3 protein-coding genes are annotated in these 2,887 nt (G+C 69.5%); all 3 read right to left on the reverse strand.

Annotated features, from left to right (window positions below):
• Window positions 1-238: 238 nt before the first annotated feature.
• From ACIQHQ_RS37370 to ACIQHQ_RS37380, 3 genes are read right to left on the reverse strand one after another with little or no spacing between them, the layout of a single operon-like run.
• The gene (locus tag ACIQHQ_RS37370) at window positions 239-1,066 is read right to left on the reverse strand and encodes a hypothetical protein (RefSeq protein ID WP_402621292.1); all 828 of its coding nucleotides are present in this window, start codon (window positions 1,064-1,066) and stop codon (window positions 239-241) included.
• Entirely contained in the window at window positions 1,063-1,971 is a 909-nt protein-coding gene (locus ACIQHQ_RS37375) for a sigma-70 family RNA polymerase sigma factor (protein WP_402621295.1), read from the reverse strand. Before ACIQHQ_RS37375 ends, ACIQHQ_RS37370 begins: the two co-directional genes overlap by 4 nt.
• Window positions 1,968-2,186 (reverse strand): hypothetical protein, encoded by a 219-nt coding sequence (locus ACIQHQ_RS37380; RefSeq protein WP_402621298.1) that lies wholly within the window; start codon window positions 2,184-2,186, stop codon window positions 1,968-1,970. The genes ACIQHQ_RS37375 and ACIQHQ_RS37380 overlap by 4 nt, the downstream gene beginning before the upstream one ends.
• Window positions 2,187-2,887: the final 701 nt, after the last annotated feature.

A 2,887-nucleotide genomic window follows, 5' to 3' on the forward strand; every position in this document is an offset into this window, starting at 1 on the left:
GCTGCCGGCGGACTACCGCACCGGCCTGGTCCGCCGCCGCGCCCTGGACCTGTACGAGGCGATCCCCGTCCAGCACCATCGCGAGCACGCCGTACGCGAGTTGCGAGACGTCCTGGCGGCCTGAAATCGAGTAGTCCGACAGGTCGAGCGTGAGCGAAGAGACCTGAAGTGCCTGGCCCAGGGGCGGCTTCTTCTCCGGGGCTCGCGGTGTGGCCATCCGAGGTGCCCTTTGTGATGTTCAGCGTTTCGCGGTGCGCATCTGCTCGGGGGTCGTCTGCCTGTGCTCACGGTCGACCGCTCTGGTGTCCGGGGATGTGAACGGACCGGGGGCAGGGCGGCTGGGGCGGCTGTCCCAGATGGAGGGGTGGTCGGCTGCGGCAAGGAGGCTGTTGATGCGGCGGGCGAACTCGTGGCCGGGCAGCGGGAGCTCGGTGTCGGGCTCGCGGAGGTAGCCGGCCGTGACGGCCGTGGGGATGTAGGCCATAAGTTTGCTGACTCCGGCGGGCCGGGAGCGGACAGTCTGCTTGGCGAGGTGGCCAAGGATCCGCATGAAGTGGGTGGTGGTCGTGCTGGTGATGCGGTGTTCTGCCGGGTGCCAGGTGCCGCCGTCGTCGAACGCTGGGGGTTGGGGTGGGGGCTGGACGTCGTCGGTCTGCCGGTGCCAGAAGTCGGCGGTGTCCCCCTCCCCCAGTGCCAGGTGGTGGAGGTAGAGGCAGTAGGCGGCGGCTGCTTGTCCCGCACCGGCGGCGTACTGCCACCAGAAGCGGGCGCCTTCGTCTGTGTCGGTCAGCTGCAGGACACACGCGAGGATCAGGGCGGCACGGGGTTCGGGGACTTGGTCGGTGACGAATTTAGCTACGGTGCCCGGCGGAGTGTGCGAGACGAGCGTTTCGCACAGAGTACGCAGGTCCTCAGCCGCCGCGTAGCGGCTACCGTCCGGGGAGCTGTGGGCGGTGGAGTCGGCATCAGGCGTGGACGATGGGGCGGTCGAGTGGACGATGTCGCGCGGCAGGGTGCGCTCGCGGACGAGCACGGCTCTGGAGAGGAGTTCTTCGATGCCGGTCACGGGTTGTTCCCTTCGGTCGCGGGCGGCGGGCACAGGACGCTCTCCAGGAAGCGGGTGGCGTGACGCTCGTCTGAGCGGACGGCGGCCAGCGGCACGCCCAGGAGGGCGGAAACGGTCTCGGGCGGGCGATTCCACAGCCGGCGCAGCACCATGACATCGAGCTGGCTGCCGGGCAGGCGGCTCATGGCCGCGAACAGCTTCAGGCTCTCGGCGATCTGGTCGATGCGGTCGGCCGGGTCGGCGAGGGACTGAAGGGCGGCGGTGTCGAAGGCGGCCATCCCCAGCTCGGGCCGTCCGTCCCGGTGCGGGGTACTGGCCATGACCGTGGCGCGCAGGACGTTCCAGGCGTAGCGGCGGGTGTCCTGGCTGGCCAGGGCGTCGTCCCAGGACAGCCAGAGGATGTCGAAGGTGTTGGACACAGCGGCGTCGCGTCGGTCGTCGTCGAGGAAGACCTGGGCGTAGAGGAGGTAGTCCAGTTCCACGAGTTCGCGGAACGCGCGGTGGTCCAGGGGTGGGGCCGTGTGGGTGGCGGTCAGGATGGGGGTCCGTTCGGTGCAGTCGTCGACCCACTCGCTGCTCCTGTGGGCTTCGAGCGCGGCCTGGCACCACAGCCGGTACAGGGGCCAGTTCGGCATGCCCAGCTCGGTGGCCAGTAGGTAGACGATTTCCCAGCGGGGGTAGAGACCGACACCGCGCAGCAGTTCGGAGAGCTTGGACTTGGCGAACCGCATGCGTGTGCTGAGATCGCTCAGGGTCAGACCGCTGGCGAGGTAGCTCTCGCGCATCGGGTCCAGCCAGGCCCGGTGGGCGCTGCCCACGAACGAGGCGATCGGTCCGAGCTTGCGGCCGGGCCGGGCGGTGAGCGGTCTGTCGGGTGGTACCGGTGGCTCGGCAGGAGTGATCACGGGGCGTCGTCCTCCTTGTCCGTGGCCGCGTCCAGGGGGTTGCCGGTGCCGGGCGCGGTGTGGGAACGGGAGGCGTGCACGATCTGCTGCACGGTCAAGGCAAGGGCCGGGGCGAGCGCGGCCACTGCGGCCGTCTGGCCAGCGGCGACCAGCACGATGCTCCAGGCGAACACCGTTGCCGTGACCGCGGTGACGACTATCTGACGGGACTTCATCCAGGTTCCTCTGCTGTCGGGAGGTCGGCCTCAGGGATCCGGCGGCCCATCCGGAAAGGGCCGCCGCGCACCCCGGGCGGGCGGGTGCCAAGCCGCAGTGCCCGGGAGGTGAACCAGCATGGCCAGAACGGCAGTTGTGACGCCACGTGATCAAGGAATCACGGAACAATGACGATCACCGACACCATCCGAACGCCTCGCCAGAACGACGTCGGTCAGAAACGCAAGCAGGCGCGCGGACGGGTGGAAGTTCCCGGATTTCCTTGCAATTGCACGTCGAAGAGACGTCAATAGAACGGACGCCGTTGGTGTCGGCCTTCCATCCGGAAGGGCCCGCCCCCGTGCCAACCCGTCAAAGGGGGGAAGCGGGCCATGCCGCTCTCGCCTGGCCAGCCGTAAGGCCAGGCGAGAGCACAACAGTCCCGTGCCGGGACACGAGGACCGTAGACCACGCCACTGACAACGCCCGCGACAGACCGCGGAACGACACCCCCACGGCCGTTGTATGAGGGAGCGTCGTCGTCTCCGGCAGGCCTGCTCCGCCCCTCAGCGGCCTACAGGCTCCGGGTAGCGCCGGCGGCGCCGGTCCGGGTCGTCGACGCCGAGCTCGTACCAGGGCTCCCCGCGCTGGAGCCGGGGCAGGGTGTTCACCCACACCGCGACGGCGATGCCCTTCACGTCGTCGGCGAGCGCCTTCAGGC

This window comes from Streptomyces sp. NPDC092370, from assembly GCF_044755265.1.
GTDB lineage: Bacteria > Actinomycetota > Actinomycetes > Streptomycetales > Streptomycetaceae > Streptomyces.

Excerpts from the sequence above, each read along its gene's own strand:
- ACIQHQ_RS37380 (WP_402621298.1), bottom strand. The coding sequence starts at position 2,186 with ATGAAGTCCCGTCAGATAGTCGTCACCGCGGTCACGGCAACGGTGTTC.